Origin of the sequence: Halomonas sp. PBN3 (assembly GCF_000475415.1) — a bacterium.
Classification (GTDB): domain Bacteria; phylum Pseudomonadota; class Gammaproteobacteria; order Pseudomonadales; family Halomonadaceae; genus Halomonas; species Halomonas shengliensis.
In genome coordinates this window covers 1-18,837 of the sequence record NZ_AXCA01000156.1, presented here as the reverse complement: position 1 = coordinate 18,837, position 18,837 = coordinate 1, and the positions used below count along the sequence as shown (strand labels likewise).

Annotated in this window: 19 protein-coding genes; 7 read left to right on the top strand and 12 right to left on the bottom strand. The window is 68.3% G+C overall.

The features are described 5' to 3' along the window. The first annotated feature begins 159 nt into the window (after positions 1–159). The 5 genes from Q673_RS26590 (at position 160) to Q673_RS26570 (ending at position 3,564) form a co-directional block, all read left to right on the top strand. Complete coding sequence (locus Q673_RS26590; RefSeq protein ID WP_023005734.1) at positions 160–366, top strand: cold-shock protein; 207 nt, start codon at positions 160–162, stop codon at positions 364–366. 242 nt (positions 367–608) lie between these two features. Next, entirely contained in the window at positions 609–1,277 is a 669-nt protein-coding gene (locus Q673_RS26585) for an alpha/beta hydrolase (RefSeq protein ID WP_023005733.1), read from the top strand. An 81-nt stretch (positions 1,278–1,358) separates the two neighbouring features. After that, positions 1,359–2,561: a tryptophan synthase subunit beta gene (gene trpB / locus Q673_RS26580; RefSeq protein WP_023005732.1), complete on the top strand. Its 1,203-nt coding sequence runs from the start codon at positions 1,359–1,361 to the stop codon at positions 2,559–2,561. 51 nt (positions 2,562–2,612) lie between these two features. Continuing rightward, a complete protein-coding gene (locus tag Q673_RS26575; RefSeq protein ID WP_152527094.1) occupies positions 2,613–3,254 on the top strand; it encodes a GGDEF domain-containing protein in 642 nt (213 codons plus the stop codon). Between the two features lie 88 nt (positions 3,255–3,342). Next, on the top strand, positions 3,343–3,564 hold the full coding sequence (locus Q673_RS26570; protein WP_023005730.1) for a hypothetical protein: 222 nt from the start codon (positions 3,343–3,345) through the stop codon (positions 3,562–3,564). Positions 3,565–3,644: 80 nt separating this feature from the next. Here the strand turns inward: Q673_RS26570 and Q673_RS26565 are convergent, their stop codons facing one another. From Q673_RS26565 to Q673_RS26535, 7 genes are all read right to left on the bottom strand, one after another. Continuing rightward, on the bottom strand, positions 3,645–5,045 hold the full coding sequence (locus Q673_RS26565) for a PhoH family protein (protein WP_023005729.1): 1,401 nt from the start codon (positions 5,043–5,045) through the stop codon (positions 3,645–3,647). Positions 5,046–5,295: 250 nt separating this feature from the next. After that, positions 5,296–6,321: a patatin-like phospholipase family protein gene (locus Q673_RS26560; RefSeq protein ID WP_023005728.1), complete on the bottom strand. Its 1,026-nt coding sequence runs from the start codon at positions 6,319–6,321 to the stop codon at positions 5,296–5,298. A gap of 86 nt (positions 6,322–6,407) precedes the next feature. Continuing rightward, positions 6,408–6,779: a nitrite reductase small subunit NirD gene (gene nirD, locus Q673_RS26555; protein WP_031218057.1), complete on the bottom strand. Its 372-nt coding sequence runs from the start codon at positions 6,777–6,779 to the stop codon at positions 6,408–6,410. Positions 6,780–6,850: 71 nt separating this feature from the next. Beyond that, complete coding sequence (gene nirB, locus Q673_RS26550; RefSeq protein ID WP_023005726.1) at positions 6,851–9,388, bottom strand: nitrite reductase large subunit NirB; 2,538 nt, start codon at positions 9,386–9,388, stop codon at positions 6,851–6,853. Continuing rightward, positions 9,385–10,695, bottom strand: a complete 1,311-nt coding sequence (locus Q673_RS26545; protein WP_023005725.1) for an NAD(P)/FAD-dependent oxidoreductase — start codon at positions 10,693–10,695, stop codon at positions 9,385–9,387. Before Q673_RS26545 ends, nirB begins: the two co-directional genes overlap by 4 nt. A gap of 237 nt (positions 10,696–10,932) precedes the next feature. Beyond that, a complete protein-coding gene (locus Q673_RS26540; protein WP_023005724.1) occupies positions 10,933–11,964 on the bottom strand; it encodes a CmpA/NrtA family ABC transporter substrate-binding protein in 1,032 nt (343 codons plus the stop codon). Further along, positions 11,961–12,593 (bottom strand): ANTAR domain-containing response regulator, encoded by a 633-nt coding sequence (locus Q673_RS26535; RefSeq protein WP_023005723.1) that lies wholly within the window; start codon positions 12,591–12,593, stop codon positions 11,961–11,963. Before Q673_RS26535 ends, Q673_RS26540 begins: the two co-directional genes overlap by 4 nt. Before the next feature lie 462 nt (positions 12,594–13,055). Between Q673_RS26535 and Q673_RS26530 the strand changes: the two genes are divergently transcribed. Then, positions 13,056–15,824 carry a nitrate reductase gene (locus tag Q673_RS26530; RefSeq protein ID WP_023005722.1) on the top strand — a complete coding sequence of 923 codons (2,769 nt, stop codon included), beginning with the start codon at positions 13,056–13,058 and terminating at the stop codon, positions 15,822–15,824. Beyond that, positions 15,784–16,725 carry a uroporphyrinogen-III C-methyltransferase gene (gene cobA / locus Q673_RS26525; protein ID WP_023005721.1) on the top strand — a complete coding sequence of 314 codons (942 nt, stop codon included), beginning with the start codon at positions 15,784–15,786 and terminating at the stop codon, positions 16,723–16,725. The genes Q673_RS26530 and cobA overlap by 41 nt, the downstream gene beginning before the upstream one ends. Before the next feature lie 22 nt (positions 16,726–16,747). Here the strand turns inward: cobA and Q673_RS26520 are convergent, their stop codons facing one another. The 5 genes from Q673_RS26520 to Q673_RS26505 all read right to left on the bottom strand — a co-directional run. Then, positions 16,748–17,158: a GNAT family N-acetyltransferase gene (locus Q673_RS26520; RefSeq protein ID WP_023005720.1), complete on the bottom strand. Its 411-nt coding sequence runs from the start codon at positions 17,156–17,158 to the stop codon at positions 16,748–16,750. A gap of 179 nt (positions 17,159–17,337) precedes the next feature. After that, positions 17,338–17,763 (bottom strand): GFA family protein, encoded by a 426-nt coding sequence (locus tag Q673_RS26515; protein ID WP_023005719.1) that lies wholly within the window; start codon positions 17,761–17,763, stop codon positions 17,338–17,340. 25 nt (positions 17,764–17,788) lie between these two features. Continuing rightward, positions 17,789–17,980: a hypothetical protein gene (locus tag Q673_RS37160; RefSeq protein WP_023005718.1), complete on the bottom strand. Its 192-nt coding sequence runs from the start codon at positions 17,978–17,980 to the stop codon at positions 17,789–17,791. Further along, the gene (locus Q673_RS37090; RefSeq protein ID WP_268744279.1) at positions 17,977–18,102 is read right to left on the bottom strand and encodes a hypothetical protein; all 126 of its coding nucleotides are present in this window, start codon (positions 18,100–18,102) and stop codon (positions 17,977–17,979) included. The genes Q673_RS37160 and Q673_RS37090 overlap by 4 nt, the downstream gene beginning before the upstream one ends. 81 nt (positions 18,103–18,183) lie before the next feature. Further along, a partial coding sequence (locus tag Q673_RS26505; RefSeq protein WP_023005717.1) for an MFS transporter occupies positions 18,184–18,837 on the bottom strand: 654 nt, incomplete at its 5' end.

The following is an 18,837-nucleotide window of genomic DNA, read 5'->3' as shown; positions in this document are numbered from 1 at the left end:
CAAGGGCGCATGCTGCACGCAGTTGGTTAGCAAGTCGTAACACCCCAGGTAGGCATCGAACGCTCTAGCGCCTCGATTTTCCCGGGAACGTTTCTTGTTTTACCCACTGCAACTCGGGTATTTCCCGGCAAATCAAAACGCTATTCGAGGAATTCGATCATGGCTACCGGTACCGTCAAGTGGTTCAACGACACCAAGGGCTACGGCTTCATCTCTCCGGACGACAGCGGCGACGATCTGTTCGCACACTTCTCCGAGATTCAGGCCGACGGCTTCAAGACCCTGCAGGACGGCCAGAAGGTCTCCTTCGAGGTCACTCAGGGCAAGAAGGGCCTCCAGGCCTCCAACATCAAGGTCATCGACTGATCTGATGTGATTGCCCGGGCGTAAGCCCTGCGCATGATGAAAGGCTCGCCTCGGCGGGCCTTTCTGCTGTCTGGGTGCCCGTCAGGGCTATCGCCGTTAGCCATGCGGCGATAGCGAAAGGCGCCGGTAGCGCCTTGCGCCTTGCTTCTGTCTGCGATCACCCTGGGGGACTCGTTCCCGCCATGGCCAGCCCCGGCGCAGTGCGCTAGGGTAAGTCCTTTTCCCGCTGGAGACCCCGAGCCATGAGCGAACCCGGTGAGCTGATCATCGATCCCCAGGGCGGCACCCCCGCCGACGCCTGCGTCTTCATCCTCCACGGCCTGGGCGCCGACGGTCGTGACTTCGAGCCGCTGGTGCCGGCCCTGTCGCTGCCGCGGGATGCCAGCGTGCGCTTCATCCTGCCCCACGCCCCGCGCCTGCCGGTGACCATCAACGGCGGCATGGTGATGCCGGCGTGGTACGACATCAAGGAGATGAGCCTCGACCGTCGCGTCGACGAGCCGCAGCTGATCGCCTCCGCGGAGCGCATCCAGGGCCTGGTGCGCGAGCAGATCGGCCACGGCATCGACAGCCGGCGCATCATCCTAGCCGGCTTCTCCCAGGGCGGCGCGGTGGCCTATCAGGCGGCGCTCTCCTTCGAGCAGCCGCTGGGCGGACTGCTGGCGCTCTCCACCTACTTCGCCACCGCCGACTCCATCGCGCTCGCCGAGGCCAACCGCGAGCTGCCCATCGAGGTGCACCACGGCAGCTTCGACCCGGTGGTGCCCGAGGCGCTGGGCAAGGCGGGCTTCGAGACGGTCAAGCGGCTGGGCTACCCGGCCCACTACCGCCAGTACCCCATGGCGCACGCCGTCTGCCCCCAGCAGGTGGCGGACATCGGCCACTGGCTCGGCCAGCGCCTGGCGCGCTGAGTCGCCGAAGGTCGCCTCGACAGCCCCGTCGCCGGCGGGCAGGATGCGTCTCACGACCCTCCATGCCCGCAGGTATCCGACATGAGCACCTCCCCCTACGCCAACCTCCCCGATGCCCAGGGCTACTTCGGCCGCTTTGGCGGCCAGCTGATCCCCCCGGAGCTCAAGGCGGTGATGGACGAGATCGACGCCGCCTATGAGGAGATCCGCGTCTGCGAGGACTTCCAGGCCGAGCTCGCCAGCCTCTTCGCCGACTACGTGGGTCGCCCCAGCCCGATCTTCCATGCCCGGCGTCTCTCCGAGACGCTGGGCGGCGCCCAGATCCACCTCAAGCGCGAGGACCTGAACCACACCGGCGCCCACAAGATCAACCACTGCCTGGGCGAGGCGCTGCTCGCCAGGTTCATGGGCAAGACCAAGGTGATCGCCGAGACCGGCGCCGGCCAGCACGGCGTGGCGCTTGCCACCGCCTGCGCCCTGGTGGGCATCCCCTGCGAGATCCACATGGGCCAGGTGGACATCGAGAAGGAGCACCCCAACGTCACCAAGATGAAGATCCTGGGGGCCACCCTGATCCCGGTGACACGCGGCACGGCGACCCTCAAGGACGCCGTGGACAGCGCCTTCGAGGAGTACCTCAAGGACCCGCAGCACTTCATCTACGCCATCGGCTCGGTGGTGGGGCCGCACCCCTTCCCCAAGATGGTGCGCGACTTCCAGTCGGTCATCGGCCGCGAGTCGCGGGAGCAGTTCCTGGCGCGCCACGGCCGCCTGCCGGACCACGTCACCGCCTGCGTGGGCGGTGGCTCCAACGCCATGGGCATGTTCACCGCCTTCCTGGACGATGACTCCGTGCACCTGGTGGGCGTGGAGCCTGCCGGCGAGGGCCTCGACACCCCGCGCCACTCGGCGACCCTGACGCTGGGCAAGCCCGGCGAGATCCACGGCATGGCCTGCTACGTGCTGGAGGACGAGGCCGGCAATCCCATGCCGGTGCACTCCATCGCCTCCGGCCTCGACTACCCGGGCGTGGGGCCCCAGCACAGCTACCTCAAGGAGCTGGGACGGGTCGACTACCAGAGCGCCAGCGACGACGAGTGCCTGGAGGCCTTCCTGACGCTGTCGCGGGTCGAGGGCATCATCCCGGCGCTGGAGAGCGCCCACGCCGTGGCCTGGGCGATGCGCATGGCCCCGACCCTGCCCGCCGACCAGCATATCCTGGTCAACCTCTCCGGCCGCGGCGACAAGGATGCCGATTACGTGGCCGCGCGGCTGGGGCTGTAGGCGGCGCGCCGCGGCCGTCGGGTGGTGCCCTGCGCGGAAAACTGGAGTAGGGTGGGGCCAGGGCTCGGAGAGGCCCGCGCCATCCCCCTGGCACGCCGCGAAGGGGAGCAGATGTGGGACGGGGTGCTGATCGACATCGACGAACGCAAGCAGGTCGAGCAGCGCATCCAGCGCCTGGTGGGCACCGACATGCTGACCGGTGCCCTCAACCGACGCGCCTTCCTCGAGCAGGGGGAGGCGGCGCTGGCCCGGTCCGCCCGTCACGGCCAGACGCTGTCGCTGGCCATGCTCGACCTGGATCACTTCAAGGCCCTCAACGATACCTATGGCCACGCCGCGGGCGACCTGGCCCTGCAGGCCTTCGCCACCACCTGCCGCGAGTCGCTGCGCCCCTACGACCTCTTCGCCCGCATCGGTGGCGAGGAGTTCGTGGTGCTGCTGGTGGACAGCCGCCCCGAGGAGGCCTGGGCCATCCTCGAGCGGCTGCGCCAGGCGGTGGCGGCCATCGAGCTCGAGGCCGACGGCGAGACCATACGCTTCACCGTCAGCCTGGGGCTTGCGGTACTCGGGGGCGAGGGCTCACTGGAATCGGGTCTCGCCCAGGCGGATCGCGCGCTCTATCGCGCCAAGCGCAGCGGGCGCAACCGGATCTGCGGCCCCGAGGCACTCATCCAGGATCCCGGGGCTCCGTGAGGAGGGAGGCTGGAAATCAACGTCGCACCCCGTCACGATCAGTGAGACCTGATCCCAGGTTGACCCCAAGCACAAGGAGCACATCAGCATGTCCGGACTCTCCGAAGACTTTCGCCTGCCGGTGGCCTGCCCGGGTTGCGGCAGCCACCTGATGCGGGTCTCCCAGGTGAAGAATCCCGACGACGCGGTGCACTGCGCCTCCTGCGGCAAGACGGTCTGCCTGTGGCACGAGGCCCAGACGGTGATCCGCCAGGGCCCCGGCAGCGAGAGCGAAGCGTTGATCGAGGCCGCGGTCAATCGCCGCGGCTGAGTGGCGTCAGCCGCGAGGTGGCAACAGGAAGGCCGGCGCCGATGGCGCCGGCCTTCCGCCGTTGCGGCACCTGCCCTGGGCTACAGCAGCTCCTCGCCGGCCAGGGCCAGGCGCGAGCGCTCCACGCTCTTCAGGGTGACGTGGCCGGCGTGGGGCCAGTCGCGGAAGCGCTGCACCACCGCCGCCATGCCGCAGCTGTTGGCGGTCAGGTAGGGGGTGTCGATCTGGCCGACATTGCCCAGGCAGACGATCTTGGTGTTGCGCCCGGCGCGGGTGACCAGCGACTTGAGCTGCTTGGGGGTGAAGTTCTGGGCTTCGTCGATGATCAGGAAGGTGTCGTTGAGGGTGCGCCCGCGCATGAAGCCCGGGGCGCGGATCTGCACTCGGGCGCCGAGCAGCTGGCGGGTGGCGCCGTTGTCCCAGCTCGAGCCGCCATCCTCGTCGCGCAGCAGGTTGTCCATGTTGTCGTGGAAGGCGCCCATCCAGGGTGACATCTTCTCCTCCTCGGTGCCGGGCAGGTAGCCGATGTCCTCGCTCATGGAGATCGGTGCCCGGGTGAAGACGATGCGCTCGAAGCGCTTGCTGTCCAGGGTCTGCTGGAAGGCCGCGGCCAGGGTCATGAAGGTCTTGCCGGTGCCCGCGCTGCCGGCGATGGTGACCAGGTCGATATCGTCATCCATCAGCAGGTTGAGGGCGAAGTTCTGGCGGCAGTCGCTGGCGTGCACGCCCCACACGCTGGCGCCGTGGCGGTAGTTGGTGAGCAGCTCCAGGGTGGCCTGGCGGCGGCTGGTGGCACGCACGATGGCCTCGAAGCCGGCCTCGCAGTCGCCGTCGGCGACCAGCATGCCGGGGTGCCACTCGGCGGGGATCTCGCCCACCAGGCGGTAGAGCACGCGGTGCTCGTCGCGCTCCACCTCGACCTCGAGCGCCAGGCCGTTCCACAGCTCGCTGCCCGCGTCGGGATAGACCCGCACCCCCTCGAGCATGGCGTCGCTGTCGTCGAAGGCGCGGTCGGTGAGGTAGTCCTCCACCGGCACGCCCAGGGCGGCCGCCTTGACCCTGAGGTTGATGTCCTTGGTGATCAGGATCACCGAGGCGTCGTCGCGCTCGCGGCGCAACCGGCAGGTCTCGGCGAGGATGCGGTTGTCGGGGCTGTCCTCCAGGGTGTCGAGGGGTTCGAGGTCGGGGTAGCAGAGCAGCCGCAGCCGCCCCTGGTGACCCTCGAGGCGCGGGATGGGGATGCCGTCGCGGATCTGCTCGAGGCCGACGTCGGCGGTGAGGTCGGACAGGGTGCGGCTGACCTGGCGGGCGGTGCGGGCGATCTCGCGGATGCCATTCTTGTGCTTGTCGAGCTCCTCGAGCACGGTCATGGGGATGACCACCTCATGCTCGTCGAACTGGTAGAGGGCGGCGGGGTCGTGCAGCAGCACGTTGGTGTCCAGCACGTACAGCCGGGTGGCCTTCTTGTCGATGCGTACCATCGGCGCAGCTCTCCTGATTGTCGCGAGACAGGCGTCATGTGACGCCCTCCTTTCGACACTGTCAGCGCACGATGTCAGGAAGGTGACAGCGGCCTGACGGCGTCAGTAGCGCTGGTAACTCCTCCTGTGGCCTTGGACAAGCGGCGGGGAACAGGGTGCCCCGCTGTCTCCGAGCATGGTCGGCGCCGCGATACGTGGCAAGGCGAGCGGTCGATGCAGGGTCAACGCAGAAGGGGCAATGCAGCCGGGCTCACTCCGCGTGGTGATAGACTTGTTCGACGTCCAGGGTGGAGCGGTTGCCCAGGTCCGCGAAGTGTTCGGCCAGCCACGCCTCGGCGGTGCGCCGGCCCGCGTCGCGCAGGTGGCAGAGGAAGGGCCATTCGGCGTTCATCTTGCTCGACACGGAGAGCTCGGCGAGGGCCTCGTCGCCGCTGATACGGTGAAACAGGGCGCCGGCGTAGCAGCCGATGTCGACGCCGTGGTCGCCGAGCAGGCGCTGGAGCATGGCGATCATGCGCACCTCCTTGATCAGCGAGGCGTTGAAGGTGATCTCGTTGAGGCGGTTCATGATCCCCGCGGCGCTGGTGGGCACCTCGTCGCGGTAGATGGGGTTGATCTGCACGATGACGATGTCCCGGGAGCCACAGTGCTCCATCAGCGGCATCAGTGCCGGGTTGCCGGTGTAGCCGCCGTCCCAGTAGGCCTCGCCGTCGATCTCCACGGCATGGAACAGCGTGGGCAGGCAGGCCGACGCCATCACCGCATCGACGCTCATCTCCTCCCGGGAGAAGACGCGCTGCTTGCCGCTGCGCACGTTGGTGGCGGTGACGAAGAGCTTGAGGTCGGGGCTGCGTCGCACGCGCTCGAAGTCGACCCGCTCGGTGACGATGTCGCGCAGCGGGTTGAGGTCGAAGGGGTTGAACTGGTAGGGCGAGACCAGCCGGCTCATCAGGTCCATGGCGACATAGCCCGGCGAGTGGTCGAGGCTCCAGTTGCCGGTGAGCATGTCCAGCGGGGTGCGACGAACGGGACTGGCCATGCCGGCGCGGCTCACCGCGGCCCAGAAGTCGTGGAGCGCCTGGCGGGCGGTGTCGCGGTCGCCACGGGTCAGGGCGTCGGCCATCACCACGCCGTTCATGGCGCCGGCGCTGGTGCCGCTGATGCCCTCGATTTCGATACGGGGATCCTCCAGCAGGCGGTCCATCACGCCCCAGGTGAAGGCGCCGTGGGCGCCGCCGCCCTGCAGGGCCAGGTCGATCCGTTTGGTCTCGCTCATCGGCTTGCCTCTCATGGCGGTTACGCTGTGCTGCATTGCATCACGAACAGCATAGAGAGTTCACCTCGGGGCGGCCAGCGCTGCTGTCAGGCCTGGATCCACACCTCATCGTGCTTGAAGCTCACCTTCCAGGTGCGCAGGGTGACGCTTTCTTCTTCCAGGCACTGGCCGTCTTCCAGGCGGAAGTGCTGCTTGTAGATCGGCGAGGCGACGACCAGTTGCCCCTTGAGGTCGCCGACGATGCCGCGGGCGATGACGTTGGCACCGGAGAAAGGGTCGTGGTGGTCGAGGGCGTAGAGTTCCTGCGCGTACCCAGGCAAATAGAAGATGGCCACCTGGACGGGGCCTTCCGGGGTTTCCACCCAGGCGGCGACGCCGGAGTAGGGCACCAGGTCGGCGCGGGTGCAGAGGGTTTGCCAGGTCTGGGTCATGGTCTTCGCCGCAGTTGCTGTGCTCATTTCGAATCCTTTTGATCTTTTATGCCAGTAGCGGTCAGGGAAGGGCGGCGCGCTGGGCGCCGCCACTCTCCTTAGGCTGGCCTAAGCTGGCCGCGCTCGGTGGTGTAGATGATGTCCGGGTCCGGGCGCGCGTCGTTGACGAAGCTGCGGAAGCGCTTGAGCTTCTCCGGGTCGCTGATGGCGTTGGCCCATTCGCACTCGTAGGTGTCGACCACGGCTTGCATCTGCCGCTCCAGCTCTTCACCGATGCCGAGGCTGTCCTCGAGGATCACTTCCTTGAGGTAGTCCAGGCCGCCTTCCAGGTTCTCGCGCCATACCGAGGTGCGCTGCAGGCGGTCGGCGGTGCGGATATAGAGCATCAGGAAGCGATCGATGTAGCGGAACAGCTCCTCGTCGCTGAGGTCGGTGGCGAACAGCTCGGCGTGGCGCGGGCGCATGCCGCCGTTGCCGCACACGTACAGGTTCCAGCCGTTCTCGGTGGCGATCACGCCGACGTCCTTGCTCTGGGCCTCGGCGCACTCGCGGGTGCAACCGGAAACGGCGAACTTGAGCTTGTGCGGCGCGCGCAGACCCTTGTAGCGGTCCTCCAGCCGGATTGCCATGCGCACGCTGTCCTGCACGCCGTAGCGGCACCAGGTGCTGCCCACGCAGGATTTCACGGTACGGGTCGACTTGCCGTAGGCGTGACCGGTCTCGAAGCCGGCTTCGATCAGTTCGCCCCAGATCGCCGGCAGGTCCTCCAGGCGGGCGCCGAACAGGTCGATGCGCTGGCCGCCGGTGATCTTGGTGTAGAGCTCGTACTTCTGCGCCACCTGGCCCAGCACCACCAGCTTGTCGGGGGTGATCTCCCCGCCGGCGATGCGCGGCACCACCGAGTAGGTGCCGTTCTTCTGCATGTTGGCCATGAAGGTGTCGTTGGTGTCCTGCAGCGGAATGTGGGCCGCGTCGGTGATCGGCTCGTTGAAGCAGGAGGCCAGTATCGAGGCCACCGCCGGCTTGCAGATGTCACAGCCAAGCCCCGGGGCTGATGAAGAGCCGAGACCATGTCCCACCTTGGAACCGTGCTTCTCCATCAGCTCGCTGAAGGTCTTGATGCCCTCCACCCGCACGATGTCGTAGAGCTCCTGGCGGGTGTAGTGGAAGTGTTCGCAGATCGACTTGTCGACCTCCACGCCGCGGCTTTCGAGTTCGTGATCCACCAGGGTCTTGAGCAGGGCGGCACAGCCGCCGCAGCCGGTGCTGGCCTTGGTGGCGCCTTTCACTGCACCCAGGTCCACCGCGCCGCCGTCGATGGAGGTGCAAACATCCGCCTTGGTGACGTTGTGGCATGAGCAGATCATCGCGGTGTCCGGCAGGGCGTCCGGCCCCAGCGCGGGGGCGGCACTGCTGCCGGCCGGCAGGATCAGCGCGGCCGGGTCCTCGGGCAGTTCGATGCGGTTGGCGTAGTACTGCAGCAGGGTGTCGTAGACGCTGTTGTCGCCCACCAGCATGGCGCCGACCAGGCGCTTGCCGTCGCTGGAGACCACCAGCTTGCGGTACTGCTGCTTGAGCGGGTCGAGAAAACGGAACTGGCGTGCTCCGGGTGTACGGTCGCCGTGGGCATCGCCGATGGAGCCCACGTCGACCCCCATCAGCTTGAGCTTGGTGCTCATGTCGGCGCCCTTGAAGGCTTCATTTCCCTCGAGCAGGGTGGCGGCGGCGACCTTGGCCATCTGGTAGCCGGGGGCGACCAGGCCGAAGATGCTGTTGTTCCACAGCGCCACTTCGCCGATGGCGAGGATGGCCGGGTCGCTGGTGAGGCAGTTGTCGTCGATCACCACGCCGCCGCGCTCGCCGATCTCCAGGCCACTGTCGCGGGCCAGTTCGTCGCGGGGGCGAATGCCGGCGGAGAAGACGATGAGGTCGGTCTCCAGCACTTTCTCGTCCTGGAACACCATGCGGTGGCGACTGGCCTCGCCGTCGACGATCTCCTGCGTCGCGCGGCCGGTAAGCACCTGTACGCCCAGCGCTTCGATCTTCTCGCGCAGCAGCTCGCCGCCTTCGGCATCGACCTGCATTGGCATCAGCCGCGGGGCGAATTCCACCACGGCGGTATCGAGGTTGAGCCCGCGCAGGGCGTTGGCGGCTTCCAGGCCGAGCAGGCCGCCGCCCACCACCACGCCGGTGGTGGCGGTTTCGGCAGCGGCACGAATGGCGTCGAGGTCCTCCAAGGTGCGGTAGACCAGGCAGCCCTCGCGGTCGTTGCCGGGAATCGGCGGCACGAAGGGGTAGGAGCCGGTGGCCAGCACCAGGCGGTCGTAGGGGTAGCGGCCCTGGGGTGTCACCACTTCGCTCTTGTCGCGGTCGATCTCGGTGACCGCTTCATGCAGGCGCAGTTCGATGCCGTGCTCGGCATAGTAGTCGGCGGTGGAGAGGGCGAGCGAGGCGGCGTCACGGCCGCTGAAGTACTCGGAGAGGTGCACGCGGTCGTAGGCCAGGTGACGCTCCTCGCCAAACACGGTGACGGCGTAACGCTCGGTGGCGCCCTGTTCGACCAGCTGCTCGACCAGGTGGTGGCCGACCATGCCGTTGCCGATGACGATCAGTTGCGGTTTGACGGGCGTGTTCATGCGGCCTCCTTGGCGGGGCTGTGCGGTGATTCGTTCGATGCGTCGTCGAGCAGGGCCTGGGCGTCGGCGGCGCCGAGCAGCAGCGCGGCGCGGCAGGCGGTGAGGTCGCGACCGGCCAGGGCCTGCTCGAAGTACCAGGGGCCGGAGGCGGTGTCGCCGTAGAGCACGGCGCCCTCCAGGCGGCCGCCTCTCAGCAGCAGGCGGCGGTAGTCGCCGTGTTCGGGGTCGTGGTAGGTCAGCACCTCGTGGTCGACGTCGGGCTCGATGGGGCCGAAGGCGTACAGCGAGATGCCGCTGACCTTGAGCTTGGTCGCGGTGGGCGCTTCCACGTAGCCCTCGACGTCCTCGCCGGCCAGCCGGGCGGCCAGCACCTCGACCTGGCGCCAGATCGGCTCGACCAGCCCGAAGGTCTGGCCCTCGAACTCGCAGCATTCGCCCAGCGCGTGGATCGCCGGGTCGGAGCTGGTGAGATGGGCGTCGACCACCACCGCGCGGTTGACCTCGAGCCCGGCCGCCTGAGCCAGCGCCACGTTGGGCGCAATGCCGATGGCCACCACCACGCACTCGGCGGGCAGCCGACGGCCGTCGGCCAGGCGGGCGGCGATGACATGACCGCGGCCGTCGTCTTCCAGGTGATCGAGCTGGCCCCCGGTGACGATCTCCAGGCCGCGGCCGGCGAGTTCGCGTTCGAGCAGGTCGGCCGCGGTGGCGTCGAGCTGGCGGTTCATCAGCCGGTCGTCGCGCTGGACGATGCTCACCGTCATGCCACGCTTGCGCAGGCCCTCGGCGGCCTCCAGGCCCAGCAGGCCGCCGCCGATGACCACGGCCCGGCCGCCGTTCTCGGCGGTGCGAGTCAGGACCGCGGCGTCGTCGAGGTCGCGGAAGGCACGCACGCCGTCGAGGTCGAGCCCGGGGATCGGCGGCATGGCGGGGCGCGAGCCGGTGGCCAGCACCAGGCGGTCGTAGGCGATCTCGCGACCGCCGTCGGTGGTCAGGCGCCGCGCCTCGCGGTCGATGGTCTCGACCCGCTCGCCGAGCACCAGCTCGACGCCGTGTTCGGCGTACCAGGCGGCGTCGCGCAGGGTCAGGGCCTCGCGTTCCATCTCGCCGGCCAACAGCGGCGAGAGCAGGATGCGGTTGTAGGCCGGGCAGGGTTCCTCGCCGACCAGGGTGATGCGGCGCGGTGCGCCGTCCCGGCGGACCAGGCCTTCGACCAGCCGCTGGCCGGCCATGCCGTTACCCACGATCACGAGATGATCGATGGGGTCTGGCGCTGCCTGAGCCCTGGTGGAGCCATCGGAGCACATGGGATTACCTCCTGAAACGCAGAAGACGCCTCGACGCGCCCCGTCGGTGGGGAGCGTGGAGACGTCTTCGTCTGGCATTCGATGTGCGATCGCCGTTGACCGCCGGGGGCCTCGGCCCTCCGTTCGATCAGTAACAATCAATTATCGGGCCAATTCCTGTAAAAATCCTTTTAATACATTATGTTGGGTTGTAAGTCTTTCGCGCGGCGGGAGCGGAGCCTTGCCCCCGACCGAGCATCATGCACAGCCCTGGTGCGTGGCGGCATCGAAATGCACGGGGCTGTAGCAGGCATCGACCACGCCGCGCCGGAGGGGGACATCGAACTGGCGGGCCAGGTGGTCCACGACCCTTGCCATCTCGCCGGCCTCCGGGCGCAGCTGGGAGAATCGCTGGTCCACCGGCGCCTCGCTCAGCGGCAGGGTCGGCAGGTGGTCCAGGGCGCGATCCAGATAAGGTGGCAGCGCCAGCCAGTCCCGCGCCTGACGGCGATTCGCCGGGGAGGCGGCCAGCCATTCGCTGGCCGCTACCAGAGCACGCAACAGGGCCGCCAGGGTGGCCGGGTAGTGCTCGGCCCAGGAGCGGGTCACGCCAAGCACTTTTTCCGGGTGGCCGGGCCATAGCTGGTCGCCGGTGGCCACCAGCCGTCCGGCGCCGCAGTGCCGGGCCAGGGTGCCCCATGGCTCGCCGGCGCAGAAGCCGTCAATCTCTCCGCTGCGCAACGCCTCCACCATGCGCGGCGGCGGCAGGGCCACCAGCTCCACGTGGCGCTCGGGATCGATGTCGCCGAGGGTCAGCCATTCGCGTAGCTGATAGTGCTGGCAGGAGTAGGGATAGACCATGGCCAGGCGGGGGCGCTTGCCGTTGCCAGGGCTGCGCAGCCAGTTGCCAAGTGCCAGCGCGCTGACGACCGGGGCGTCGCCTAGCGTCGCGCCGCTGGCCTCGCTCAGGGCCGTGGAAAGCGTCACGGTGTTGCCGTTACGGCTGAGTAGCAGCGGAGCCAGGGTGTCGCAGGGGGCCCGGCCCAGCCCCAGGCTCATGGCCAGCGGCATGGGCGCGAGCATCTGGGCGCCGTCGAGCAGGCCGGCAGCGACCTTGTCGCGCAGGGTGGCCCAGGCGTTCTCCCGCGAGAGGGAGACGTCGAGCCCCTGGTCGGCGAAGCAGCCGCGTTCGCGCGCGACGATCAGCAGAGCGGCATCGAGCAGGGGCACGAAGCCGAGGGTGAGGCGTGCCAGTTCCGGCGAGGTGGCGTGATGGTGCGGGTGGCTCATGAGCGGGGACCCCGTTTGTCAGCGGTTCGCCCCTGGGGCGATGTCAGGTTCAGGCGGTCGAGTACGTCGATGACGCTGTCGGCGACCTCGGCGATGCGCTGGCCCCGGTCCATGGCCAGCTTGCGCAGCATGCGGTAGGCCTGCTCCTCGTCGCAGGATTGATGCTTCATCAGCAGGCCCTTGGCGCGTTCGATGCGCTTGCGTTCGGCCAATTGGTTGCGTGCCTTGTCGAGCTCCTGGCGCATGCTGTGAAAGGCGTCGAAGCGGGCAATGGCTACCTCGACGATGGCTTTGACCCGCTCGGGCACCAGGCCGTCGACCACGTAGGCGCTGACCCCGGCCTTGAGCGCTGCCTGCAGCATGTCGGAGTCATGCTGGTCGGCAAAGAACACCACCGGCCGCGGGTTCTCGCGGTTGAGCAGGGCCATGCTCTCCAGGGTGTCGCGGTCGGGGCTTTCCATGTCGATGATCACCACGTCGGGCTGGTGACGCGCGACCATCTCGTTGAGGCTGGCGGGGCTGGTCAGCCGGCAGATGACCCGGTGCCCCTCGGCCATCAGCGCTTCCTCGACCATGGCGGCGCGAACTACCTCGTCGTCGACCAGCAGAATGTTCAGGGGTGAGGGCATAGGCATCGCTCGTGTCTGGCGTTATCGGGTCTGGCTCTGGTTTTGCTACCGGGCATCTGGCAAGAAACATGCAAGAGATATTCCAGTTGTGCTTCTTCACGTCCATGCGCCCGCCAGTCGTCACTCTCCTGGTGGGCGAAAGGCCGCACAGCGGCTGCGGAATTGGCCACTCGGCACCAGCCTGGTGCATGGCTGGCCCGAGGCGCCGGGTCATGGTGCGAAGCAGCATGAAACAAGTCCCTGGGCGTTAAGGCAAAGTGTGACATCTGCCTGAAAGGGGATGGTTATTCTCACCATGGCACGCTTTCTGCTTGATCCATATCAGTAAATATCGACATGGGCGCACCGTCAGCGCCCGAGCGGCAACGACGCCCGCCAATTTTCCCTCAGCATGATTCGGGGAGTTGGCGGGCGTCGTCGTTTCGAGATCGTCGTTTCAAGAGTTCTCCAGAGGAGATCGACATGCGCGAGGCCCGAACCACCTGCCCCTACTGCGGCGTTGGCTGTGGCGTGGTGGCCAGCGTCGAGAAGAACGAGATCGTCGACGTGCAGGGCGACCCGCAGCACCCCGCCAACTTCGGTCGTTTGTGCGTGAAGGGCTCGGCCCTGCACGAGACGCTGGGTCATGGCGGTCGTCTGACCCGGCCCATCGTCGACGGTGTGGAGAGCGATTGGGATACCGCGCTGGAAGCGGTGGCCAGCCGCCTGCGGAAGGTGCGTGACGCCCACGGCCCCGAGGCACTTGCCGCCTACCTTTCCGGGCAGCTGCTCACCGAGGACTATTACGTCGCCAACAAGCTGTTCAAGGGCTTTCTCGGCACGCCGCACCTGGATACTAATTCGCGCCTGTGCATGGCTTCGGCGGTGGCGGCCCACAAGTGCGCCTTCGGCGCCGACGCGGTGCCGTGCTGCTACGAGGATCTCGAAGAGGCCGAGCTGGTGGTGCTGGTGGGCTCCAACCTGGCCTGGAACCATCCGGTGCTCTATCAGCGCCTCAAGGTGGCCAAGCAGCGCAACCCGCTGCTGCGGGTGGTGGTGATCGACCCGCGGGTGACCGATACCTGCGAGCTCGCCGACCTCTACCTGGGGCTCAAGCCGGGCAGCGACGCCCGCCTGTTCACCGGGCTGCTGGCATGGATGGCTGCGCGCAACAAGCTCGACCGGGTCTATCTGGAGGCGCATACCCAGGGCTTCGAGGAGGCGCTGGCCGCGGCGCGGGAGCAGGAGGCCGGTGTGGAAGCCATCGCTGCCGACTGCGACCTGGATGCGGAACGTCTGGAGACCTTCTTCTACTGGTTCGCCAGCCACCTGCATGTGGTCACGTTGTTCTCCCAGGGGGTGAACCAGTCGAGTAGCGGTACCGACAAGGGCAACGCCATCATCAACTGTCATCTGGCCGGCGGCAAGATCGGCCTGCCCGGAGCGGGGCCGTTCTCGATCACCGGCCAGCCCAACGCCATGGGTGGGCGCGAGGTGGGCGGGCTGGCCAACCAGTTGGCCGCCCATATGGATTACGACACCCCCGGCGCGCGGGACCGTGTGACGCGCTTTTGGGCTACCGAAGGGCTGGTGCCGTGCCTGCCCGAAGGACCGGGGCACAAGGCGGTGGCGCTGTTCGAAGCGATCGAGCGCGGCGAGGTGCAGGCGCTGTGGATCATGGCCACCAACCCGGCGGTGAGCCTGCCGCGCACCGACCGCGTGCGGGCGGCACTGGCGAAATGTCCGCTGGTGATCGTCTCCGACTGCATGGCCAATGCCGACCTGCTGGCCTATGCCGACATCGTGCTGCCGGCTTCGAGCTGGTCGGAGAAGGACGGCACGGTGACCAACTCCGAGCGACGCATCTCGCGCCAGCGCGGCATTCTGCCGCCACCTGGCGAGGCCCGGCACGACTGGTGGGCGTTGTGCGAGGTGGCCAAGCGGCTGGGCTTCGGCGAGGCCTTCGGCTACACCCACCCCAGCGAGATCTTCGACGAGCATGCCCGGCTCTCTGGCTTCGAGAACGGCGAGGGTCCGGGTGAGCGGCGCCGGCTGTTCGACATCTCCGGCCTGGCCGGGCTCGACCGCGCCGCCTACGATGCCCTCGAGCCGATCCAGTGGCCGGTCAACGCTGCCGCCCCCCGCGGCACCGCGCGGCTCTTCACCGACGGCCGCTTCGCCACGCCCGACGGGCTGGCGCGGATGGTGCCGGTGCGTTCGCGTCCGCCGGCCCAAGAGCTGGACGCGGCGCGCCCGCTGCGGCTCAACACCGGGCGCATTCGCGACCAGTGGCACACCATGACCCGTACCGCCCGAGCGCCGCGGCTGATGAACCACCGCGCCGAGCCGTTCATCGAGATCGCCCCGGAAGATGCCGCTGCGCTGGGGGTGGAGGAGCAGGGCCTGGCCTGCCTGCAAGGCGTCGGCAGCCGCTATGTCGGCCGGGTGCGGGTGTCGCGCGGACAGCGCCGCGGCGAGGTGTTCGTGCCGATGCACTGGAACGGCTACTTTAGCGGCTCGGCCCTCTCCGGGGCGCTGATCGAGGCCCATGTCGATCCCGTTTCCGGCCAGCCGGAATCCAAGCACGGGGCGGTGGCGCTGGCGCCGCTGGCGGTGGCGTGGGAAGCCACCCTGCTGGTGGCGGACGACCTGGGTGTGGCGGAATCGCGCTGGTGCGACCGCTGCCAGTACTGGGCGCGGATTCCGCTGGGCGCCGCCCAGCGCTGGCAGTTGGCCGGCGGAGAGCCGACCAGCGCCCACGGTGAGATGGAGAGCGCCTCGCCGGAGTGGCTGAGCTGGCTCGAGGCGACCCTGCCGGTGCCGCCCACCCTGTGGTGCACCGACCCGGCCAGCGGGCGCCTGCGTGCCGCGGGGGTCGATGACGCCGGGCGGCTGCGCTGGTGGTTCATGTCGGGGCCGTCTCGTGAGCTGCCCAACCTGGCTTGGCTCGCCGAGCGCTTCGGCGAGGCGGTAAGTGGCAAGAGCATGGCCGCCGAGCACCGCCGCCGCCTGCTGGCCGGCTGCGACGATGGCGCCGCCAATCAGGGACCGGTGGTATGTAGCTGCCATCAGGTGGGTCAACGCGCTATCCTAGGAGCCATCCGTGAAGGCGACGACAGCGTCGAGGCACTGGGCGCCCGGATAGCCTGTGGCACCCAGTGCGGAAGCTGCATTCCCGAGCTGAAATCGCTGATCGAAGAGGAGAAGGCCCATGCGCTCGCTGAGCCAATTGAAGACCCTGCTGTCGCCTGAGGCCTGGCTCAAGGCGCTGCTGCCGAAAACGCTGGGTCAGGCCGCACTGTCGCGCCTGCACGGCCTCGGCCATATCGTGCGCTCGCCGTTCGGCGGGTCGCGCACCACGCCGGCACCCACCGTGACGTTGGATGGCGATTGCCGCGCCGGCTGTGTCTACCTGGTGGGGGCGGGCAGCGGCGACGTCGAGCTGCTCACGCTGAAGGCCGCGCGTCTGTTGCAGCAGGCCGATGCGGTGGTCTACGACCGCCTGGTGGGTGGCGACGCGCTGGCGTTGATTCCCACCGGCCGCGAGCGCTACTACGTGGGCAAGGAGCGCGGCCACCACAGCGTGCCCCAGGCCGAGATCGGTGCGCTGCTGGTGAAGCTGGCACAGCAGGGTAAATCCGTGGTGCGGCTCAAGGGCGGCGACCCCGGCGTGTTCGGGCGCATGGGGGAGGAACTGGCCGCACTGGCCGAGGCCGGTATTCAGGCCGAGATCGTGCCGGGCATCACTGCCGCCTCGGCGGCGGCGGCCGGCATGGGCATTCCGCTCACCGACCGCGCCCACGCCCAGCAGCTGCGCTTCATCACCGCCCAGCTGTGCCGCAAGGACGGCGAGCCCGACTGGGCCACCCTGGCGCGTCAGGACGAGACGCTGATCTTCTACATGGGGCTGACCAAGGTTGAGGCGATCTGCGCCGGGCTGCGCCGCAACGGGCTGCCCGACGACTGGCCGATCATGCTAGTGGCCAACGCCAGCCTGCCCGCGCAGGCCTCGCTGGTGGGCACCCTGGCCGACATGCCGGAGAAGCTGGCCGCTTTGCCGCTGTCTTCGCCCTGCCTGATCGTGGTGGGCAGCGTGGTACGCATGGTCGAGACCAGCCCGGCGGCGCCGCGGGCGTGTGCAAACGCCGCCTGAGCCGTTTGGGCATCAGGCTGGTTCAGCTCAGCCGGCGGCCCATGCTGATGCGCTCCTCGACATCGAAGCCGAGTCGGCGGTAGAAGTCCGCCACCGCGTCGTTGCCGCCGCGGATCTGCAGGTTGACCTTGACGCAGCCCATGGCTCTTAGCTGCTCGATGGCGTGTTCGACGATCCACTTGCCGAGTCCTTGCCCCTGCCTTTCCGTCGCTACGGCGACGGCATACAGCCAGCCCCGGTGGCCGTCGTACCCGACCAGGCAGCTGGCGACGAGCTCCCCGGCATCCTCGATCACGTAGAGATGGTCGTCCACGGCCAGCTTGGCCGCGAGGATGGCTTCCGGAGCATTGTAGCCGGTGTAGTCGGGAAAGCTGGCCCGCCACAGGGCGGCCAGTCGGGGCGCGTCACCCTCTCGGTACTTCCTCGGGGTCATGGTGTCGGTCCTGGGGGAACACAGCAGGGGGTTAAGCGGCGCCACCGCGCCGCAGGCGCAGCATAACCGCAGCCCCCGGGGACGGCCAGTGGGACGGGGGTGGCTCTCCGATGCGATGGTTGGGGACGAGCGCTCACTCGCTCGAGGCGGCCCCGCCGGAGCGGGGCCGACGCGGCCATTCAGCCGTCGCGACGCTCGAAGGCCTCGAACACCTCCTGGCCGGTCAGGTCCTGGGTGTCGTTGGCGAAGGCGTACCAGGGCGGCTTCTCGTCGATGAAGATCTGGCTGTCGAAGGTCCAGGCCTGCCCCTCGTCGACCAGCCCCGCCGGCACCGCATAGTGCTCGCCGGTCTTGAGCCGGTAGAAGAGGTGGGTGCCGCAGTGGCGGCAGAAGGCGCGCTCGGCCCAGTCCGAGGAGGCGAAGACGGCGACGCTGTCCTCGCCCTCGACGGTGACGCGGGACACCGACTCCAGTGCCAACAGCGGGCCGCCGCCCCAGGTGCGGCACATCCGGCAGTGGCAGGCGCCGATGTTCTGGCGCGAGGCCTCCACCGCGAGGGTCACGGCGCCGCAGAGGCAGCTGCCGGTGAGGGTCATGGCATCCATCGTGTATCGCCTCCTGGCGTGCGGATCAGCCCTTGAGCTGGGCGAGGATGGTGTCGGCGCTGCTGGCTTCGATCATGCCCTTCTGGGTATCGACGCCCAGGTATTCCACCACCCGTCGCCCGGCGAAGAAGTCGCCGGTGGCGAGGTCCTCGGGCCCCTTGGGACCGTTGGTCTTGATCGTGACGTCGGGCAGGCGGTCACCGGTGGCGATCGTCATGGGGGAAACTCCTTTTCGGTCGGATGAAGTCGAGGGCGGGCCTCGCCGAGCCGGCCCGCGGCGTTCAGGGGCGCGCGCAGGCCGGGGGCGTGCAATGCCACGAGCCCGCCGTCCTCCAGCATGGCCATATCCGCGATCGCCTACAAACGCCGATGCCCCGTCGCGAAACGACGGGGCATCGGTGGAGAAGCGGGTCGATGGGATCAGCGCAGCGTGAGGGCGGCGGCGCCGGTATCCTCGCCCACGGCGTCGCTGTAGGCCTTGGCTTCCTCGGCCTCGACCTCGGGCGAGAAGCGCACCACCAGCGCACACAGCGAAGCGACCACCACGGCGATGCCGAGATAGAACAGCCCCTGCTGATAGCTCAGTTCCTCGGAGCGGAACAGGAAGCCGGCGGCCACGGCTCCGGCGTTGCCGCCCGCGCCGACGATGCCGGCCACGGCGCCCAGCGCCTTCTTGTTGATGAAGGGCACCACGCCGAAGGTGGCGCCCTCGGCCATCTGCACGAACAGGCTGAACACCAGCATGATGCCGATGGCCAGCGCCAGGACGTGCATCTGCGAGAAGAACATCAGCGCCACGCCCTCGCAGAGCATGGCGATGAACAGCCAGCGCACGCGCCCCTTGAGGCCTCCGTTCTTGGCGAACAGGTCGGAGAAGATGCCGCCCAGGGTGCGGGCGAAGAGGTTCATCAGGCCGAACAGGCCGGCGATCATCCCGGCGGTGGCCAGGCTCAGGTCGAAGTGGTCGAAGTAATAGATGGCGGCGATGTTGTTGATGGTCAGCTCGACCCCGAAACAGGCGGCATAGACCACGAACAGCGCCCAGACACGGATGTCCTTGGCGGCGGCCTTGAA